This is a genomic window from Luteimonas endophytica (assembly GCF_029887875.1).
GTDB classification, from domain to species: Bacteria; Pseudomonadota; Gammaproteobacteria; order Xanthomonadales; family Xanthomonadaceae; genus Luteimonas; species Luteimonas endophytica.
On the sequence record NZ_JARXRM010000024.1, the window covers coordinates 63,055 to 82,715 of the forward strand.

The following is a 19,661-nucleotide window of genomic DNA, read 5'->3' on the forward strand; positions in this document are numbered from 1 at the left end:
GGAGCGGGCTACCCGCTCAGGGCGCCGGCGTGTCGTCCAGGTAGGTGTAGCCGGTCAATCCCGCTTCCAGCGCGGCCTTGAGGCGCTGCGCCTCGTCTTCCGGCAGCGATGCGCGATCGACCAGCGCGGCGTAGCTGGCGCGCAGGTCGGACAGCCGGTAACCGACGTAGTCCAGCATCACGTCGGTGGTGTCGCCGCGGCGCTGCTGCTGGATCGCGAATCCATCGTCCTCGGCGCGCACCTCGATGGCGTCGGTGTCGCCGAACAGGTTGTGGATGTCGCCGAGGATCTCCTGGTAGGCGCCGACCAGGAAGAAGCCGAGCCGGTAGGACTCCCCGGGGCGCGGGGCGTGCAGCGGCAGCGAGCTGTCCAGGTCCTCGTTCTCCACGTAGGTGTCGATCTTGCCGTCCGAGTCGCAGGTCAGGTCGGCGATCACCCCGCGCCGGTCCGGCGCCTCGTCGAGCCGGGCGATCGGCACGATCGGGAACACCTGGTCGATCGCCCACACGTCCGGCATCGACTCGAACACGCTGAAGTTGACGAAGTACTTGTCCACCAGGCGCTCGTTGAGCTCGTCCAGCAGCGGCCGGTGGCTCTTCTCGTCGTAGCTCAGCCGCCCGCGCACCGCATGGGCGATGGCGTAGAACAGGTCGTCGATGCGGGCCCGGTGCACCAGGTCGATCTGGCCGAGCGCGTACAGCGCCAGGCCCTCGGCATGGTGGTGCTGGGCCTCGTGGAACAGCTCCACCGCGGGCCGGGTGGCGAGCTCGTCGTGGATTTCGCGCAGGTGGCGGATCACCGCGGGCTCGTCGTCGTGCGCGTCCGGCACCCGGCCCTCGGGGGCCACCTCGACCTCGGAGACGTTGGCCACCAGCACCGCGTGGTGCGCGGTCATCGCCCGGCCGCATTCGGTGACGATGCGCGGGGGGGCCAGACCGTACTGCGCGCAGGCGTCGGCCAGCGGCTGGACGATGCTGCCGGCGTACTGGCGGATGCCGTAGTTGACCGAGTTGTAGCTGCGCGAACGCGTGCCCTCGTAGTCGATGCCGAGGCCGCCGCCGACGTCGACGTGGGTGATGCGGGCGCCCAGCCGCGACAGCTCGACGAAATAGCGGGTCGCCTCGCGCATCCCGTTGGCGATGTCGCGCACGTTGGAGATCTGCGAGCCCATGTGGAAGTGCAGCAGCCGCAGCGCGTCTGACATGCCGGCATCGCGCAGCGCCTTCCACAGATCGAGCAGCTGCCGCGGCGAAAGCCCGAACTTGGCCTTGTCGCCGCCGCTGTTCTGCCACTTGCCGGCGCCCAGCGAGGCCAGGCGCATGCGCACCCCGAGCACCGGCGCCACGCCGAGCGCGGCCGCCTCGTCCAGCACCAGCGGCAGTTCCGAGGGTTTCTCGATGACGATGAAGGTCTGCAGCCCCAGCTTGCGGCCGATCAGCGCCAGGCGGATGTACTCGCGGTCCTTGTAGCCGTTGCAGACCACCACGCCGCCCGGCCGGCTGAGCGCCAGCACCGCCATCAGCTCGGGCTTGCTGCCGGCCTCCAGGCCGAAGCCCTCGCCGGCGTGCGAGGCCAGGGTGCCGGCCACGCCCTGGTGCTGGTTGACCTTGATCGGGTACACGGCGGTGTAGCCGCCGGAGTAGTCCCAGTCGGCCTGGGCCTGGGCGAACGCCTCCTGCAGGGTGCGCAGGCGATCGCCGAGGATCTGCGGGAAGCGCACCAGCAGCGGCAGCTGCGCGCCGCGCGCGATGGCGGCGTCCACCACCTCGGGCAGCGCCAGCATGGCCGAGTCGCTGCCGCCGGGCCGCACCGCCACGCGGCCGCGGTCGTCGACGTCGAAGTAGCCCTCGGACCAGTGCGGGATCGAATAGGTCTTGCGGGCGCGGTCGGGCGACCAGCTGGGCATGGGGACATCCGGAACGGCGCGGGGCGCCCATTCTAGCGTCGCCGCCGCGCCGCCCTCATCGCGTGCCCTTGCGGTAGACCGGCGCGCCGCACAGGGCGCGCACCCGCCGCGCCAGGACGCGCTCGTTGCTGCCGGTGAAGGCGGTGAAGCTGCCCGGCAGCGACAGCGCCGCCACCAGCTGCCGCAGCCCGGCCTCCTCCCCCGCCACCGGCCCGCGCCAGTCCAGCAGCAGCACGAAATGCGCCTGCGCCTCGGCCATCTCGATGCGCTTGCGCACCAGCCAGGCGCGGGCGACGCGCGGCTGCGCGGCAAGCGCCCCGGCCAGTGCCGCCAGCGCTGCGGCGTCGAGCCCGTGCGGCAGCAGTTCGTCGTCCGCCGCCGCCGCGTCGCGGGCCGCGAGCTCGGCGGCGGCCGGGGCCAGTTCATCGCGCAAGGCCTGCACGGTCTCGGCGCAGGCCGCGTCGAGGTCGGGATCGCCCGCCAGGGTCTCCAGATCCGCCAGCACCGGGCGGACCGCGCCGGCATCCAGCGCCACCGCCCGCCGCAGCCGGGCGCCGCCCAGCGCGGCGTCGCCGCGGCGCAGCGCCAGCACGCCGGCGCGGTAGTGGGCCATGGCGCTGTCGGGGTGCGCATCGATGAGCCGTGCGTACAGCGGCTCGGCGTCGAAGTCGACGCGCAACGCCTCCACCAGCCGGGCGTGCTCCAGCTGCTCCTGCGCAGTGGGCGCGCCCGCCCCCTCCAGCGCCGCCAGCCGCGCGCGCTCCGGCGCCGCCGCCTCGTAGCGTTCCCGCCATTGCGCGCGATGGCGCTCGCGCCAGTACCCGTCCAACCCGCGCTCGATCTCGGCCAGCAGCGTCGCGCCCAGCAGCGCCGGCGCCGCCGCCGGTCCGCGCCGGCGCAGGTGCGGCGCGGCCGCGATGGCCGCCAGGCGCTGCGGCAGGGTCGGGTGGGTGTCGTCGGGATCGGTGTCGCGCGCGGCGGCCTCGAGCACGCGTTCGAGGTCGGCCGGCGCGTCGGCGCGCAGCGCCTCCACGAGCGGCGCATGCACGCCGGCGGGCGGATGCCCCTGCGCGCGCGCGCGTTCGAACAATCGCGGCCAGAACCGGCCGTGCAGGCGCCGCGCGCCCAGCTCCAGGCGGATCAGCGCGCTGGCCGCCGCCTCCGGTCCCACCGCCGCCACCGCCGCGGCATCGGCCTGGTATTCGTGGCGGCGCGCCAGCGCAAAGCTGTAGGCGTTGAAGTACGGCACGTACCATTCGTAGAACTTGAACAGCAGCCGGCTGAACATGAAACCGCTGCCGGCCAGGCCGTCGAGCACCCGGTACCAGCTCATCCGCACGCGGTAGATCCAGCCGCCGAAGCGGCCGTGCCCGGCGCCGAAATGGCCGAACTCGTGGGCGATCACCGCCGCCAGCTCCTCGCGGTCGAACAACTGCATCAGCGGCAGCCCGAGCACCAGGTAGTGGCGATGGCCGAGCAAGCCCAGCGCGCGCGGCACGCTGGCCGCCGCGGCATTGAGCTCGCCGTCGATGACGATGCCGTGCAACGGCGGCGCCCCCGACGCCCGGCGCAGGCGTTCGACTTCCTGCTGCAGCGCCGGCGCCTCGCCCGGGCCGAGCACGTAGCCTTCCGGCACGCCGAGGCGGATCCACAGCGCCCGCAGCAGCACCGCGCCGAACACCAGCGGCAACAGCACCGCATAGGCGAGGTGCGGACCGCCGCCGGCGCCGTTGACCAGCGCGTGCCAGAGCATCAGCAGCGGCAGCCCGAAGGCGATCGCCAGCAGCGCCAGCAGCAGCCCGTAGCCCAGCGCCGCCAGCAGCGCCAGCCGCGCGAGATAGGCGCGCGGCGCGCGGACCGCCTGCTCTTCCAGGCGGCGCGCCAGGTCGCGGTGCGCCCGCGTCGATGCCATGGTCCGTCCCGTCTTCCGATTCCCTGCGGAATGCTAGCCGGATTGCCACGGCAGTGCCCCGGATGTCCCGGATGGCGCCGCGCCAGACTCTGGCGTCGTCTTGTGCCCCTGGCCCGAATCCAGCGCCAGGGGCCGCCCGGCCCAAACCAGCTGAGGCGCACGCCGGAGATCGGCGAGTTCCTCGCCGCTCCGGCGTCGCTGCGCCGTCGGCAGGGACGCCGGCGGCTGGCGACAGGGCGGACGGTCAGCGCGGCATTTCACCCGCTTCCGCAGCCACGCGGACGTCATACGACCCGAACAGGTCGCGTGCCTGGCCGACTTCCGGAAGAATGTAGACCACCCCGCCGGTGCTTTGAAACGCCGGACTGACCACTTCCTCATAGAAGCGCACCGGAACGTTGATGCAGCCGTAGGAGATGCGGTTGTCCGCCACGGTCGGGCTTTGCAGCCGCTCGGCGCGCCGCTCGCTGGGCTGCCCCTTCGCCACCCGGTGCAGCGCGAGCGCGTCGTCATAGTCGATCCACATGATTTCCTGGCCTTTGAGGTCCCGGTCCAGCGAGGCGACGAAACGACCCGCCGGCGTGATGCGATCCTGCGGCCGAATCGCCGCAAGCCGCAGTGCGCCGAGGCCCTCGACGGCGACGTCACCGACGCCCATGCCAAGCAACGCGGGCCCCGCGCCCTGGAGCCGGCCGCTGGCATCGAACACGAACACGCGGGCGCCGGCCTTGTCGATGATCAGGTACGGCAGCCCGCCGTTGTCGCCAGAATCCAGCGCCCAGTGCGCGATGTGGCGGACTTCGGGCGACACTGGCTGCTGCTGGAACCGCGCCAGCCGCGGCTGAAGCGCAGCCCGCTCCCCGCCGACGTGTCCCGCGGCGCCGGCGCTGTGCGGTGCGCCGGTGCCGTCCCGACCCGCCTGTGGACTCACCGCCACGGCCAGACTCGCCGGTACCCCGATCAGGGCCACCATCGCAATCGCCCGGGCAAGCGCCGCGCGAGCCGGGGCTGCGGGGCGCGCCTGCGAGCTCGATCGGGGCGTGGGGCCGTGCATCGATCAGTTCCGGTACGGCTTGGGCACTCGCACCGGCGCGACGTAAGGCGCGTCCGCGTCCGGGAGGGACTCCGGAGTCACTTCCAGCACCATCGGCGGCAGCGCTTCCGGCGCGACCTCGACCAGCGTTGCCAGCGGCGGAGGCGGCAGCGATGGCAGCGACTGCGGTACGCCCAAGATCCGCGAGCTGGCCGGCGCCGAATTCCACGGCGTCGCGTTCGGCAGCGGCGCGCTTCGTGGTGGCGGGGTGAGCGGCGGTGTCGTCGGCGGCGGCGTGGTCGGCGGCGGTGTCGTCGGCGGCGGGGTGGTCGGCGGCGGGGCGACGACCGCGGCGATGTCGCCCGTCGTGTGCGCCACGACGGGGCCGCAACAGTTGACCGGCAGGGCATAGGCTCCGGCGTCGGTGCCGGCCAGGGTGTACCCGGTGAAGGTGATCGCCTTGCCCGTCCCGGCCTCCGGGGAATCGAAGTTGGCGCTGCTTCCAGGCCCGGCCACCAGCGTCACGCCGCCCGGGTCGCCCTTGAGCCCGGACAACGTCGTGATCGTGGTGCCGTCGTAGTCCTTGTCGCCACCGGCCGCGAACACCAGCATGAACTGCCGCAGCGCGGCGCCTTCGGTCAGGGTGAAGCTGGTGGAGTAATCGGTCGCCGCAGTGTACGAGATCGGGTTGTAGTAGACGGTGACGGGAGCGGCGGTCACCGTCGCTGGCGGGGCCAGCGGGTCGAACACCACGGTACCGCCCTCGATCCCCGGGCCGGTGCCGTCGGTGTCGGCGCTGAGGGTCAACCCCAGCGGCAAAGCCAGGCTGCGGGTGGGGTCCGAGGTGCCACGGGTCAGGGTGATCGCCGAGAAGATGTTGACGTCGTCGGCCGCGCACATCATCAGGTTGCCATCGGTCACGGTGATGTCCCCCCGCTGGTTGACGTCGCGCCCGGCGGCCAGCAGGACGCTGCCGTTGGTCGTGGTGATCGCCGCGTTGACGTTGACGTCCTGGCCGCAGCACACCAGCAGGTTGCCGTTGGTAGCGGTGATCGCCGCGTTGATGTCGACGTTGCGATCGGCAGTCAGGGTCAGGGTGGTGGGGTCGCCACTGGCCGACCAGCTCACCGCATCGTTGACGAAGATGTCGCCATTTCCGGTGCCCGGTCCAGCGGTGGTGATGCTGATGTTGCTGGTCACGAGCTGTGCCGACAGTGTCGGGCCGGCGATGTTGTCGCCGGGGGCGCTGCCGATCGTGAAATCCTGGGGGTCTATCAGCCACTGACCCGTGTCTCCGCCGATCGAAGCGGTGGTGACCCGCACGTCGCCGCGCACATTGACCCGTGCCGCAGAGGTTTCGATGAATCCGCCGTTGCCGCCGGTCGGAGCGCTGGCATCCAGCACGCCGCCAGCGTTGACGGTGCCGGTCTGCATGTCGCCCAGCAGCAGGATGGTTCCGCCCCGGCTCTCGATCGACCGCGCCTGGACGATGCCGGTGTTGTTGACCACGGTATGCAGCAGGTTGCCGGCGGCCTGCGCCGTGAGCAGCACGTGGCCGCCATCGGCGCGGATCAGACCGCCGTTCTCGGCAAGTGCGTCGACCGCTCCGGTGGCGACCGAGACGCTCAAGAGTCCGTCGCCCGCCACGTCCAGGGTGACCGCCGCCCCGGCCGCCAGCGCAATGCTGCCCAGGCGCGCCGAGATCACGCCCCGATTGCTGACGCTTCGACCCATCAAGGCCACGTAGCCGCCGTTGGAGGCGTGGATGGCGCCCTCGTTCACGATCGACCCGGCGCCCGCATTGGTGAACGCGTAGTTTCCGGCCGCGAAATCCGCGTCGCTGATGCCCATCGTCGACGCGACCAGACCGCCGACACTAACCGAGGAGCCCTTGCCGAACAGGATTCCATTGGGATTGAGCAGGAAGACCTTGCCGTTGGACTTCAGCGTGCCGAGGATCACCGACGGATCGGCACCCAGCACGCGGTTCAGCGCCACCGAGCTGGTACCGGGCTGCACGAACTGCACGGTTTCGCCGGCAGCGATGTTGAAGCTCTGCCAGTTGATCGCCATGCCCTGGGTCGACTGGTGGATCGTGGTATTGGCGCCGTTCCTGGAGATGGTGCCTTCGCCCGCGGTGACCACGCCGCCTCCGGGGCCGGCCTGCACCGCCGTGGCGATGGCCAGCATCAGCGAGCCGGACAGCACGTGGACCGCGAAGCGCCTCGTGCCACGTTCGCAATCTGCGCGCGTGGGCGTCGCGCCGACTGTGCCCGGGTGAACGAAGCGGTCTTCGCGGATGGATCGATGGGTGCAGTTCATGGGTGGATCCTCGTGGGCCCTTCGGACCCGGCTGTAAGGGGCTGACCGATCGATCAGAAATGCTTGACTGCCTGTATCCAGAAGCGTCCCGACTTGTCGGGCGCGGAGATCGCGTCCTCGCTGCCGAGCTTTACCGCGTAGTAGGTCCGGACCGCGAAGCTGCCAGACTCGCTCCAGGTGGCGCCGATGCCGGCGCCGCTGAGCGTTCTGTGGTTGTCCCCGGCGAACCAGGGATCCTTGTCGACGGTGATGCGTCCGCCATCGACGAAGCCCAGCACGTGTACCTGGCCCGGGATCCGCTCGGACCATCCCGCGAGGAGCAGATGGCCTTCCAGCGTCGCCAGATAGCCTTCGTCGCCGAACCCCTCGCCCTGCGGATAGGCGCGCACCCCGGCGATGCCGCCCAGCACCATCTTTTCCGACGGATCGAGGTTCTGCGACGCGCGCTGTGCGCTGAACGAGGCATGCAGCGACAGCCTATCGGTGACCCGCTGCTGCCGCGTCGCGTTGAACCAGAGCCTGCCGTACGATCCGTTGGTCCGCGCGCTGGCCGCGTCGGCCGCGAGAGCGGCGGGCGTCAGGATGTCGAGCGAGCCCCGCGAGTAGCTGAGGATGAAGGTGCTGTAGCCGCCGCCGCCGAAGCCGTCCTGCCGGTTGCCGTACAGGCTCGGTGTCCATACCCGGGCTTCGCGGTCGGTCACGCTCGGGACCAGGTCGATCCGGTCCTGGAAAGTGCGGTCCTCGGCTGCCAGCCCGAGATACAGATTGGTGTCGCGCGACCGGACCAGCGGGTAGGCGCCGAAGATGCTGGCGACTTCCGCGGTTCCATCGGCGCCGAGCGACTCGAACTGTTCACCGAGCTCGTAATCCAGCCGGCTGTAGGCGATGCCGGCGGTCGCCCGGCCGAATTGCATCTGGTAGGACGCACGGCCGTACTGAAGCCCCGAGCCCGAGGTCAGGAGATGCAGCGAGGCCACGTCGCCGCGTCCGAGCGGGTTGTTGAGATTCACCGAAGCGCCCAGCCGGTACTCGCCGGTGTACGGGTTGCCGGCGTTGTCGGCATGGATGCTGCCGGTCACGCGCTGGCCGGGGGTAAGCTCCACGATCAGATCGGAGCTTCCCGGCACCGTCCCCGGCACCAGCGTCGACCTCAGCTCGACGCCCGGAACATCCGAGAGCAGCAGCAGACGACTTTCCAGCGGGTCGAGCTCGATCGCCTCACCGCTTTCGAGCCCGCCGAGGAGCCCGTTGGCAAGGCCGTCGGCGAGGTTGGTCTGGTTGCGCAGGATCACCTCGCCGTAGTTGCCTTCGCTGACCGCGACGGTCACGACGTTGTCGGAGATGTCCTGCGCCGGCAGATAAGCGCGCGCGACGAAGTAGCCGTTCGCGCGGTAGTGCTCGGTGATGCGCGCGGCCATGGCCTGCAACTGAGACAACGTCAGTTTCACGCCCGGGGTGAAGCCCGCGATCGCGATCAACTCGGCCTCGGTGTAGACACGCGCGCCGGAAATCTCCAGCCTGGTCACCAGCACGCGGACCGTGTCGGCGCCGGCAACCGTCGGCGTGGTCGCTTCCTCGATGCGCATCTCCGGTTCGCTTTTCCGTACTTCCGGCGGCGCCGGAACCTGCTTCAACTGGCTACCCGCGCCGGGCAGTTGTTGCGCCAGCAGGCTCTGGCTCAGCGCCAGCAGCGCCAAGGGCAGGAGTTTCATGGTGATGTTCATCGGTTGGTTTCCTGTTCGCGAGTCCGCTCACCTCGAACAGGAGAACGAGCGGTCGCAGCAATGCGTCGCCGGGATGACGGAAGCCGATCGGCGGGGGACTGTGGCGTCTACTGCCGTAGACAGCGCCCGATGCCGTCTCGCCGGTTGCGGGCGTCCACCGGGTCATCCGGTGGCATCTGGCTCGGTGCGGTTGGCCGGAAGGATTCCGGTCTGGTGGCACGCGCTTTGGCGGCGCCGGTCGCACCCACGACAGCGGGTGGGAAGTGAGGATCGCAATGCGTTGTCGCCTGCCTGGATGACACGTGCCGACGACGAATTGCAGCGTGCCCGGCCGGCCTCGGCCCGGTGAATCGAATGTGTGCCTGGATCCGCGGAGCAACCTCTACGGCAACGGTGACTGCATTCCCGGGCCACTACTGTGACCCCCATCGCATTCGCTGCGGAACCAGGGCTACTGTTCATCGCGATGGCGCGAGAGCCTCGATTCGGGCCCCACGACGCGATGCGTGCAAAGATCCAGTCCGACATCGTGGAGTAGGCGACCGCGGTGATGAGGTTGCCGTGAACCCACGCGCGGCCACCGGAACCAGCCTGGACGGCCGGCACGGCCGGTGCCGCCTGCTCCTTGGGCGGCAGCGACTTGGCTACAATTGCCGCCCCAACCGGCCGGCCCCTCGGGCGCGGTGCCGCTTCACCACAGGAATCCGCCATGACCGACCCCGCCTGGATCCACGAGCAGTTCGAGCCGACCGGCTCGGCGATCGGCTATCGCATCGTGCGCAAGCTGGACGAGGTGCAGTCGGAATTCCAGAAGATCGAGATCTACGAAACCACCGACTGGGGCAACCTGATGCTCATCGACGGCGCGGTGATGCTGACCGCGCGCGACAATTTCCTCTACCACGAGATGATGTCGCACCCGGCGCTGTTCACCCATCCCGATCCGAAGCAGGTGGCGATCATCGGCGGCGGCGATTGCGGCACCCTGCGCGAGGTGCTCAGGCACCGCGGCGTGGCGAGCGCGGTGCAGTGCGACATCGACGAGCAGGTGACGCGCATGGCCGAGAAGTGGTTCCCGGAGCTGTGCGAGTCCAATGGCGATGCGCGCGCCGAGCTGCTGTTCGACGATGGCGTCGCCTGGATGCGCAACGCGGCGCCGGCCAGCCTGGACGTGGTCATCGTCGACTCGACCGACCCGGTCGGCCCGGCCGAGGGCCTGTTCAACCGCGCCTTCTACGAAAGCTGCTTCCGCGCCCTGCGCGAGGACGGCATCCTGGTGCAGCAGTCCGAGTCGCCGCTGGCCCTGCTCGAGCTGATCCGGCAGATGCGCGCGGAGATGACCAAGGCCGGCTTCACCGCCTTCCAGACCCTGCCGTTCCCCCAGCCCTGCTACCCCACCGGCTGGTGGAGCTGCACCCTGGCGCGCAAGTCGGGAGGCTTCGGGTTCCGGGAGCAGGCCGCGGCCGAGCGGGCGTTCGAGACCCGCTACTACAGCGTTTCCATCCACCGCGGCGCGCAAGCGCTACCGCCATTCGTCGAAGCTGCACTAAACGGCCCGACGAGTTGACGCCTGCCCGACCATAGGGCCGGACACGCCGACCGCTAACAAAACGCCGACGCTGGACGGCAGTCTTCACACGGCGCTAGTGGATGCCCGCGCGAGGATTTGGCTCAGACGACGCCGACGCGGCGGGGCGGCTCGGTTATCGGCCGCACCGCCCCAAGTGACAGATTCCGCCTACCAGCCTTCCACTCGTTGGCTTTCGCGGCACGACGTGCGGCACTTGACGTTGCGCATCGAAGTGGCCTGTCGCGCGGCTTCGCGCTCCGCGCGCCGCTGGGCCACCGTCTTGCAGACGTTCTGGCTCATGTTGCTGCCGGTCGGACGGATGCGCTCGCAGACCATGCGTTCGTCCTCGGCGTTGTTCACGATCGCAGAGATCGATTCCAGGGAATTGAACAACGCCGTCTGGTCGCCCGGCGGCAGATCCGTGGAGCGCTCGCGGCCCTCCAGCAGGGCGAACACCCGATCCTGCTTGGCGAGCAGCTCGGTGCGGGTGCGCTCGTCCATGTCCTTGTAGCGGCCCGTCCGCGCGACCGCATCGCTGCGGATCTCCTGCTGCTGCGCGACGATGGCGCGCGCATCCGTTTCGACCAGCACCTGCTCGGTCTCGTTGGCCAACAGCGCCGCCGAAGCGAGCATCGCGGCCAGGCCGGCCGCCCTCACTGCCATCTTCATCGTGAACCCCGTTCCTTGCCGAGTGGCCGCAGAGGGTAACCCGGGATCCCGGCCGCGCCAATAGCATGGCAGCCCGAATGGCACAATCCCCCTCGGTCCGCCGGTTCAGGCGCGAATCACCCGGTGGCCGCCTGCACCCACTGGGCCCTGCGGCAGGTGCCGCTACAGCGCGTCGGCATCCAGCTCGCCGGTCCTGATCCGCACCGCGCGGTCGAGGTCGTAGACGAACACCTTGCCGTCGCCGATCTTGCCGGTGTTGGCGGACTTCAGGATCGCCTCCACCACCATCTCGGCCTGCTCGTCCGCCACCGCGATCTCGAGCTTCAGCTTGGGCAGGAAGTCCACCACGTACTCGGCGCCGCGATAGAGCTCGGTATGGCCCTTCTGCCGGCCGAAGCCCTTGACCTCGGTGACGGTGATGCCGGCCACGCCCGCCTCGGCCAGCGCCTCGCGAACGTCGTCGAGCTTGAACGGCTTGATGATCGCCATGACCAGCTTCATCACGTGGTCTCCATCCTGAATCCCGGCAGCATACCGCCACCGCCCCGCAGCGGGCACGAACGGCTACAATGCGCGCCCTCCACCGACCCTGCTGTCGGATTTTTCCTACGTCGCGGCGCGCCCCCGCCCGACTGCGCGACCGCACCGGGGCGGGCGATGCTTGGCGCATTGCCGCAGGAGTAAGCACCAGATGATCGACCTCAACCACATCGACGACCTGGCCCGCCGCCTCAGCGGCCTGGTACCGCCGGCCATGCGCGACAGCCGCGAGGAGCTGCAGGAGAACTTCAAGGCGGTGCTGCAGTCCGGGCTGACCAAGCTGGACCTGGTCACCCGCGAGGAGTTCGAGGTGCAGCGCGCGGTGCTGTTGCGCACCCGCGAGAAGCTCGAGGCCCTGGAGCAGGCGGTGCAGTGGCTCGAGGCCGAGCTGGCCAAGCAGGACCACCCGACGGTCGCCCAGCAGCACTAGCCGCCGCCGCCATGGGACTCGCACTCGTGCACGGACGCGCGCGTGCCGGGGTGTCGGCCCCTCCGGTGCAGATCGAGGTTCACCTGGGCGGCGGGCTGCCGTCGATGTCGATCGTCGGCCTGCCCGAAGCCGCGGTGCGCGAGGCCAAGGACCGGGTCCGCGCCGCGATCCAGTGCGCCCAGTACGAATTCCCGCAGCGCCGCATCACCGTCAACCTCGCCCCCGCCGACCTGCCCAAGCACGGCGGCCGCTTCGACCTGCCGATCGCGCTCGGGATCCTCGCCGCCAGCGGCCAGATCCCGATGGAGCCGCTGCGCGACTGCGAATTCATCGGCGAACTCGGCCTGACCGGCGAGCTGCGCGCGGTCGACGGCGCGCTCCCCGCGGCGCTGGCGGTGGCGCCGACCGGGCGCGGGCTGGTGGTGCCGGCGGGCAACGGCGCCGAGGCGGCGCTGGCGGCCGAGGTCGACGTGCGCTGCGCGCGCACCCTGCTCGAGGTCTGCGCCCTGCTCGCCCGCGGACGCGAGCTGCCGCGCGCAGCGGCGCCGGAAGCCGTGCGCTCCCCCGGGCCGGACATGCGCGACGTCCGCGGCCAGGCCCAGGCGCGGCGCGCGCTCGAGATCGCCGCCGCCGGCGGCCACCACCTGCTGCTGGTCGGCGTGCCGGGGTGCGGCAAGACCCTGCTGGCATCGCGCCTGCCGGGCCTGCTGCCGGACGCGTCCGACGCCGAGGCGCTGGAAGCGGCGGCGATCGCCTCGGTCAGCGGCCGCGGGCTGGACCCGGCGCGCTGGCGCGAACGCCCGTTCCGCGCGCCGCACCACACCGCCAGCGCGGTGGCGCTGGTCGGTGGCGGAGCCGAGCCGCGTCCCGGCGAGATCTCGCTGGCGCACCAGGGCGTGCTGTTCCTCGACGAACTGCCGGAGTGGGACCGCCGCGCCCTCGAGGTGCTGCGCGAGCCGCTGGAATCGGGCGTGGTCACGATCTCCCGCGCCGCACGCCAGAGCGAGTTCCCCGCGCGCTTCCAGCTGGTCGCGGCGATGAACCCCTGCCCCTGCGGCTGGGCGGGCGACGCCTCCGGGCGCTGCAGCTGCGGGCCGGATGCGATCCGGCGCTACCGCGCGCGCATCTCGGGGCCGCTGCTCGACCGCATCGACCTGCACGTCGACGTGCCGCGGCTTCCCGCGGCGCAGCTGCGTCCGGATGCGCCGGAGGGCGAACCCAGCGCGGCGATCCGCGAGCGCGTCGCGGCCGCACGCGCGATCCAGGCGGCGCGCGCCGGCACGGTCAACGCCCGGCTCGACCAGGCCGCGACCATGGCCAGCTGCCGCCTGCGCGAACGCGACCAGCGCCTGCTCGAACAGGCGGTCGAATCGCTACGGCTGTCGGCCCGCTCGATGCATCGCATCCTGCGGGTCGCGCGCACCATCGCCGACCTGGCCGGGAGCCCGGAGATCGCCACCGCGCACCTGGGCGAGGCCCTGGGCTACCGCAGCCTGGACCGCAGCCCGGCCGCCCTGGCCGCCTGAGCGGGACCGGCGCCACCGGACGCTGAAGCGCCGGAGCAGGGCCACGCGCCATGCCATCGGTCATGCCGGGGTTTTAACGCCGGCGGAACACCGCCGCCGGCGGGTGGGCTAGGCTGTAGCGGACGCCGCGACACCTTCGCGCCGACTCCAGGGACCCGACCGATGCGAACCCTCCTGCTTGCGGCCTGCGCCGCGACCGCCCTGACCGCTTGCGGCAGCCCCGCCAGCGACACCCCGGAAACGGCGTCGGATGCGCCAGCAGCCGTGACCTCGATCGAAGAGGTCGAGCTGATCCCGCGCGACGCCCTGTTCGGAAACCCGGAACGCGCCAACGTCCAGCTCAGCCCCGACGGCCGCCACCTGAGCTGGGTGGCGCCGCTCGACGGCGTGCTCAACGTCTGGGTCGCGCCGGCCGACAGTCCCGGCGACGCGCGCGCGGTCACCCAGGACACGGCACGGGGCATCCGCAACTACTTCTGGTCGTACCGCCCCGATACCCTGCTCTACCTGCGCGACACCGGCGGCGACGAGAACTTCCACCTCTACGCGGTGGACCTGGCCAGCGGCGAGAGCCGCGACCTGACGCCCTTCGAGGCCACCACGGCGCAGGTCTCCGGGCTGAGCCACCGCCGCCCCGACGCGGTCCTGGTCGGCATGAACGATCGCGATGCGCAGTGGCACGACCTCTACCTGGTCGACCTGGCCAGCGGCGAGCGCACCCTGGTGGAGGAGAACACGCAGCAGATCTCCGGCTACCTGGCGGATGCCGATTTCGAACTGCGCTATGCCACCCGCTCGCGCCCGGACGGCGGCAGCGACGTGCTGCGCCGCGAAGGCGACGGCTGGGTCGAGCACGACAGCATTCCATTCGAGGATGCCCTGACCACCTCGCCCGGCGGCCTGACCACCGACGGCGGGACGCTCTACATGATGGATTCGCGCGATCGCAACACCGCGGCGCTGTACGCCATCGATACCGCCAGCGGCGAGCGCACCCTGGTGCACGAGGACCCGCGGGTGGATCTGGGCGGCAGCCTGTCCGATCCGCGCAGCGGCCAGGTGCAGGCGGTCGCGGTCGACTACCTGCGCGAGGAATGGGCGGTGCTGGACCCGGCGATCCTCGCCGACCTGGAGCGGCTGGAGGCGATCGGCCCGGGCGAGGTCTCGATCAACACCCGCACCCTCGACGACCGCACCTGGATCGTCGCCTACTCCGCCGCCGAGTCGCCGCTGGTGTACTACCGCTACGACCGCGACGGGGACGGCGGCGGCGAGCTGACCGAGCTGTTCTCGGGGCGGCCGGCGCTGGACGGCAAGCCGCTGGTCCCGCAATGGCCGGTGGAGATCGCCTCGCGCGACGGCAAGACCCTGGTCAGCTACCTCACCCTGCCCGCGCATGCCGATGGCGACGCCGACGGCAAGCCGGACGCGCCCACCCCGATGGTGCTGCTGGTGCATGGCGGCCCCTGGGGCCGGGACTCCTACGGCTACGCCACCTACAACCAGTGGCTCGCCAACCGCGGCTACTCGGTGCTGCAGGTCAACTTCCGCGGCTCCACCGGGTTCGGCAAGGACTTCACCAATGCCGGCGACGGCGAGTGGGCCGGCACGATGCACGACGACCTGATCGATGCCGTGCAATGGGCCGTGCAGCAGGGCGTCACCACCGAGGACCGGGTCGCGATCATGGGCGGCAGCTACGGCGGCTACGCCACCCTGGTCGGCCTCACCTTCACTCCCGACACCTTCGCCTGCGGCGTCGACATCGTCGGCCCCGCCAACCTCAACACCCTGCTCGCGACGGTCCCCCCGTACTGGGCCAGCTTCTTCGAGCAGCTGGCGCGGCGCATGGGCGATCCGCGCACCGAGGAAGGCAAGGCCTGGCTGACCGAGCGCTCTCCGCTGACCCACGTCGACCGGATCTCCAGGCCGCTGCTGATCGGCCAGGGCGCCAACGATCCCAGGGTCAAGCAGGCCGAGAGCGACCAGATCGTCGCGGCGATGCAGGAGAAAGGCATCCCGGTGACCTACGTGCTGTTTCCCGACGAGGGCCACGGTTTCGCGCGCCCGGAGAACAGCAAGGCCTTCAACGCGGTGGCCGAAGGGTTCCTGTCCACCTGCCTCGGCGGGCGGGCGCAGCCCATCGGCGAGGATTTCGCCGGCTCCAGCATCACCGTCCCGACCGGCGCCGAGGACGTCCCGGGCCTGGCGGAGGCGCTCGAGGCCCACACCCAGGAAGTGAGGAAGTAGACGGCTCCGGCGAGGGCCGCCGTCGCCATACCCCTCGCCCCGGCGAACCCCGCAGCGTGGAGCAGGCTCCGCGCTGCGGGGCGGGCCGGTGGCGGCCCCGGAACGACCACCGGACCGGGTGACCCTGCCATCAGTCACTGCACGATTTAACGCGCTGCGAACGCACCGCGCGCCGCAGCGCGCTAGCGTTGGCGTTACCGAAGCGAATGTCTGGGGAACCGCCATGTCCTGCCGCCTGATCCTGGCCTCGAGCCTCGCCCTCGCCCTCGCCGCCTGCGGCGGCCGACAGGAGGAGCCCGCGCGGAACGCCGCGGCCGATGCGCCGGCAACGGCCGCCGCGCCCACCAACCTCGAAGACGTACCGCTGATCCCGCGCGACGCGCTGTTCGGCAACCCCGAGCGCGCCAGCGTGCAGATCAGCCCGGACGGCCGCTACCTGAGCTGGATCGCCCCGGTCGATGGGGTACTCAACGTCTGGGTGGCGCCGGCCGACGACGTCGACGCGGCGCGCGCGGTCACCAGCGACGATGCCCGCGGCATCCGCCAGTACTTCTGGGCGCACCAGCCGGATACCCTGCTCTATCTGCGCGATTCGGGCGGTGACGAGAACTTCCACCTGTACGCGGTCGACCTGGAAAGCGGCGAGAGCCGCGACCTGACCCCGTTCGAGAACACCCGCGCGTTCGTCAGCGGGGTCAGCCACCTGCACCCCGAATCGGTGCTGGTGTCGATGAACGACCGCGACCCGCAGTGGCACGATCTCTACCGGGTCGACCTGGCCAGCGGCGAGCGCACCCTGGTCGAGGAGAATACCGAGCAGTTCGCCGGCTACCTGGCCGATGCCGACTACCAAGTGCGGCTGGCGATGCGCGCGCGCGACGACGGCGGCCAGGACGTGCTGCGCCCCGACGGCGAAGGCGGCTGGGAACTGGCCGAGGAGATTCCCTTCGACGATTTCCTGAGCACCAGCTACGTCGGTTTCACCACCGACGGCGAGACCGCCTACCTGCTGGAATCGCGCGAGCGCAATACCACCGCGCTGGTGGCGGTCGACATGGACTCGGGCGAGAAGACCGTGGTGTTCGAGAACCCGCGCGCCGACGTCGACGACGCGCTCACCGACCCGGTGACCGGCGAGGTGCAGGCGGCATCGTCCAACTACCTGCGCGAGGAATGGACCGCGATCGACGATGCGATCGCCGCGGACCTGGAGAAGCTCGAGGCGATCGGGCCGGGCGTGGCCTCGGTCAGCGCGCGCACCCAGGACGACAGCACCTGGATCGTCACCTACTCGGCGGCCGAACGGCCGGCGGTGTACTACCGCTACGACCGCGGCGGCGAGGGCGGCGGCGAACTGACCGAGCTGTTCTCCTCGCGTCCGGCCCTGGACGGCCAGCCGCTGGTGCCGCAATGGCCGCAGGAGATCGTCTCGCGCGACGGCCTGGACCTGGTGAGCTACCTCACCCTGCCGGCGCATGCCGACCCGGACGCCGACGGCAACCCCGACGCGGCGGTGCCGATGGTGCTGTTCGTGCACGGCGGTCCGTGGGCGCGCGACAGCTACGGCTACAGCGCCTGGCCGCAGTGGCTGGCGAACCGCGGCTACGCGGTGCTGCAGGTGAACTACCGCGGCTCCACCGGCTTCGGCAAGGACTTCGTCAACCGCTCCAACCACGAATGGGCCGGCAAGATGCACGACGACCTGATGGACGCGGTGCAGTGGGCCGTGCAGCAGGGCGTCACCACCGAGGACCAGGTCGCGATCATGGGCGGCAGCTACGGCGGCTACGCCACCCTGGTGGGCATGACCTTCACCCCGGAAGCGTTCAAGTGCGGCGTGGACATCGTCGGGCCGTCCAACCTGATCACCCTGTTCGAGACCTTCCCGGCGTACTGGGCCAGCTTCATGGAGCAGTGGTACCGGCGCGTGGGCGACCCGCGTACCGAGGAGGGGCGCAAGCTGCTGCTCGACCGTTCGCCGATCACCCACGTCGACCGGATCAGCCGGCCGCTGCTGATCGGCCAGGGCGCCAACGACCCGCGCGTGGTCCAGGCCGAGAGCGATCAGATCGTCGCGGCGATGCAGGAAAAGGACATCCCGGTGACCTACGTGCTGTTTCCCGACGAAGGCCACGGGTTCGCGCGCCCCGAGAACAGCAAGGCCTTCAACGCCGTGGCCGAGGGCTTCCTCTCGACCTGCCTGGGCGGGCGGGCCCAGCCCATCGGCGAGGACTTCGCCGGCTCCAGCATCACGGTGCCGGCGGGCGCCGAGGGCGTGCCCGGCCTGGCCGAGGCGCTGGAGACCCACGAGCCGCAGATCCGCAAGTAGCGGCGCCCCCCCCCCGGCGGCCGCGGCGGATGGGCCGCGGCCGCCGGGGGCGAGGCGCCAGTGGCGATCCGCCGCTCCGCGGCGATCCGCGCGGCCGGGCGTGCCGGTGCGTCGCGGGGCCCATAGGCCCCGCCTGCGCTCACGCCGCCCGGGTTTCGAACTGCTCCTCCTCGGTCGAGCCGCTCAGCGCGGTGGTCGAGGACTGCCCGCGCTGGATCGTCTGGGTCACCGTGTCGAAATAGCCGGTGCCGACCTCGCGCTGGTGGCGCACCGCGGTGAAGCCGCGGTCGGCGGCGTCGAACTCCGCCTCCTGCAGCTCCACGAACGCGCTCATCTGCCGGCGCGCGTAGCCGTGGGCGAGATTGAACATGGAGTAGTTCAGCGCGTGGAAGCCGGCCAGGGTGATGAACTGGAACCGGTAGCCGTAGGCGGCGATCTCCTTCTGGAAGCGGGCGATGGTGGCGTCGTCCAGGTTCTTCTTCCAGTTGAAGCTCGGCGAGCAGTTGTAGGCCAGCAGCTTGCCGGGGTACTTCGCATGGATGGCCTCGGCGAAGCGGCGCGCGAACGCCAGGTCCGGCTTGCCGGTCTCGCACCAGATCAGGTCGGCGTACGGCGCGTACGCCAGGCCCCGGCTGATCGCCTGGTCCAGGCCCTTGCGGGTCTTGTAGAACCCCTCGGCGGTGCGCTCGCCGGTGCAGAACCGGCGGTCGTTGTCGTCGATGTCGGACGTCAGCAGGTCCGCGGCCTCGGCATCGGTGCGGGCGATCAGGATGGTCGGCACGCCGCACACGTCGGCGGCCAGCCGCGCCGCCACCAGCTTGTCCACCGCCTCGCGGCTGGGCACCAGCACCTTGCCGCCCATGTGGCCGCATTTCTTCACCGAGGCCAGCTGGTCCTCGAAGTGCACGCCGGCCGCGCCGGCCTCGATCATCCCCTTCATCAGCTCGAAGGCGTTGAGCACGCCGCCGAAGCCGGCCTCCGCGTCGGCCACGATCGGCTGCAGGAAGTCGATGCTGTCGTCACCCTCGGCATGGTGCAGCTGGTCGGCGCGCAGCAGGGTGTTGTTGATCCGCTTGACCACCTGCGGCACCGAATTGGCCGGGTACAGCGACTGGTCCGGGTACATCTCGCCGGCGATGTTGGCGTCGGCCGCCACCTGCCAGCCGGACAGGTAGATCGCCTTCAGCCCGGCCTTGACCTGCTGCATGGCCTGGTTGCCGGTGAGCGCGCCGAGCGCGTTGACGAAGTCCTCGGTCTGCAGGCTGCGCCACAGCTTGTCGGCGCCCAGCCGCGCCAGCGAGTGCTCGACCGCCACGGTGCCGCGCAGGCGCACCACGTCCTCGGCCGAGTACGGGCGGGTGATGCCGGTCCAGCGCGGGTTGTCGGCCCAGTCGGCGGCGATGTCTTCGGCGGTACGCAGGTGCTGGCTCATGTTCGGATCCTCGTTGAA

At 70.9% G+C, this 19,661-nt stretch carries 13 protein-coding genes; 5 read left to right on the forward strand and 8 right to left on the reverse strand.

What is annotated here, in order from left to right:
- Positions 1 to 16 precede the first annotated feature (16 nt).
- The 5 genes from speA to QFW77_RS05560 all read right to left on the reverse strand — a co-directional run bounded on the left by speA (position 17) and on the right by QFW77_RS05560 (position 8,897).
- Positions 17 to 1,906, reverse strand: coding sequence for an arginine decarboxylase (gene speA, locus QFW77_RS05540; protein ID WP_280573368.1), 1,890 nt, complete (start codon positions 1,904 to 1,906; stop codon positions 17 to 19).
- Between the two features lie 55 nt (positions 1,907 to 1,961).
- Complete coding sequence (locus QFW77_RS05545) at positions 1,962 to 3,818, reverse strand: M48 family metallopeptidase (protein ID WP_280573370.1); 1,857 nt, start codon at positions 3,816 to 3,818, stop codon at positions 1,962 to 1,964.
- Positions 3,819 to 4,062: 244 nt separating this feature from the next.
- A complete protein-coding gene (locus QFW77_RS05550) occupies positions 4,063 to 4,791 on the reverse strand; it encodes a hypothetical protein (RefSeq protein ID WP_280573372.1) in 729 nt (242 codons plus the stop codon).
- 84 nt (positions 4,792 to 4,875) lie between these two features.
- Positions 4,876 to 7,173 carry a two-partner secretion domain-containing protein gene (locus tag QFW77_RS05555; RefSeq protein ID WP_280573373.1) on the reverse strand — a complete coding sequence of 766 codons (2,298 nt, stop codon included), beginning with the start codon at positions 7,171 to 7,173 and terminating at the stop codon, positions 4,876 to 4,878.
- A 53-nt stretch (positions 7,174 to 7,226) separates the two neighbouring features.
- Positions 7,227 to 8,897, reverse strand: coding sequence for a ShlB/FhaC/HecB family hemolysin secretion/activation protein (locus tag QFW77_RS05560; RefSeq protein ID WP_280573374.1), 1,671 nt, complete (start codon positions 8,895 to 8,897; stop codon positions 7,227 to 7,229).
- 709 nt (positions 8,898 to 9,606) lie between these two features.
- On the opposite strand from QFW77_RS05560, the gene speE reads away from it, so the two are divergent.
- On the forward strand, positions 9,607 to 10,464 hold the full coding sequence (speE, locus tag QFW77_RS05565) for a polyamine aminopropyltransferase (RefSeq protein WP_280573375.1): 858 nt from the start codon (positions 9,607 to 9,609) through the stop codon (positions 10,462 to 10,464).
- Between the two features lie 171 nt (positions 10,465 to 10,635).
- Here speE and QFW77_RS05570 read toward each other — a convergent pair whose 3' ends face one another.
- Positions 10,636 to 11,136, reverse strand: coding sequence for a hypothetical protein (locus QFW77_RS05570; RefSeq protein ID WP_280573376.1), 501 nt, complete (start codon positions 11,134 to 11,136; stop codon positions 10,636 to 10,638).
- A gap of 162 nt (positions 11,137 to 11,298) precedes the next feature.
- The gene (locus tag QFW77_RS05575; protein ID WP_180678640.1) at positions 11,299 to 11,637 is read right to left on the reverse strand and encodes a P-II family nitrogen regulator; all 339 of its coding nucleotides are present in this window, start codon (positions 11,635 to 11,637) and stop codon (positions 11,299 to 11,301) included.
- Positions 11,638 to 11,827: 190 nt separating this feature from the next.
- Between QFW77_RS05575 and ubiK the strand changes: the two genes are divergently transcribed.
- The 4 genes from ubiK (at position 11,828) to QFW77_RS05595 (ending at position 18,211) form a co-directional block, all read left to right on the forward strand.
- The gene (gene ubiK / locus QFW77_RS05580; RefSeq protein ID WP_280573379.1) at positions 11,828 to 12,106 is read left to right on the forward strand and encodes a ubiquinone biosynthesis accessory factor UbiK; all 279 of its coding nucleotides are present in this window, start codon (positions 11,828 to 11,830) and stop codon (positions 12,104 to 12,106) included.
- An 11-nt stretch (positions 12,107 to 12,117) separates the two neighbouring features.
- Positions 12,118 to 13,632, forward strand: a complete 1,515-nt coding sequence (locus tag QFW77_RS05585; protein WP_280573380.1) for a YifB family Mg chelatase-like AAA ATPase — start codon at positions 12,118 to 12,120, stop codon at positions 13,630 to 13,632.
- Positions 13,633 to 13,794: 162 nt separating this feature from the next.
- Positions 13,795 to 15,882, forward strand: a complete 2,088-nt coding sequence (locus QFW77_RS05590; protein WP_280573382.1) for a S9 family peptidase — start codon at positions 13,795 to 13,797, stop codon at positions 15,880 to 15,882.
- A 223-nt stretch (positions 15,883 to 16,105) separates the two neighbouring features.
- Positions 16,106 to 18,211, forward strand: coding sequence for a S9 family peptidase (locus tag QFW77_RS05595; protein WP_280573383.1), 2,106 nt, complete (start codon positions 16,106 to 16,108; stop codon positions 18,209 to 18,211).
- Positions 18,212 to 18,350: 139 nt separating this feature from the next.
- Here QFW77_RS05595 and aceA read toward each other — a convergent pair whose 3' ends face one another.
- Positions 18,351 to 19,643, reverse strand: a complete 1,293-nt coding sequence (aceA, locus tag QFW77_RS05600) for an isocitrate lyase (protein WP_280573384.1) — start codon at positions 19,641 to 19,643, stop codon at positions 18,351 to 18,353.
- Positions 19,644 to 19,661 lie beyond the last annotated feature (18 nt).